Genomic DNA, 447 nt, shown 5'->3' on the forward strand with positions numbered 1-447 from the left:
TTAAACTTGCATAAACTGTTTTAAAAGACTTATAATGAGGGTTTTTTGAACATTATGAAAATCTTAATTGGCCTTGCTTAAAAAATAAGTAAAAAAATTGCAAAGGCCATAAACAGCAACACGTTTTGAAAAAATACAAAATTTCGTGCGCTTAACAAGAGCTTTAAAGTATCACAAAGCAACATTTTTACCTGTGCTATCCAACCTAAACTACGGAGTTTTATATCCTTTAAGAGTAAAAATTTCAGATATTTTATAAATATAGTCTTAACACACAAAAGGTTGATTTTTCTTCTTTATCAATTTTTTGTCTCTCAATAGTGTCATAAATTACAGCTATTATATACCAAACTTCATCGAACAAAGGTTATAAAATACTCATGAAAGCTGGTAATATCCATTACAATTGTGAAAATGATCTACCAAAGCAAATTGCCCTTTTTCCCG

The 447-nt window shown here is 28.6% G+C and carries 1 pseudogene; it reads left to right on the forward strand.

The features are described 5' to 3' along the window. Positions 1 to 380: 380 nt before the first annotated feature. A pseudogene (locus J7R05_RS09425) lies at positions 381 to 447 on the forward strand (LON peptidase substrate-binding domain-containing protein); the annotation flags it as partial.

The organism is Bartonella capreoli, assembly GCF_902813205.1.
Taxonomy (GTDB): domain Bacteria; phylum Pseudomonadota; class Alphaproteobacteria; order Rhizobiales; family Rhizobiaceae; genus Bartonella; species Bartonella schoenbuchensis.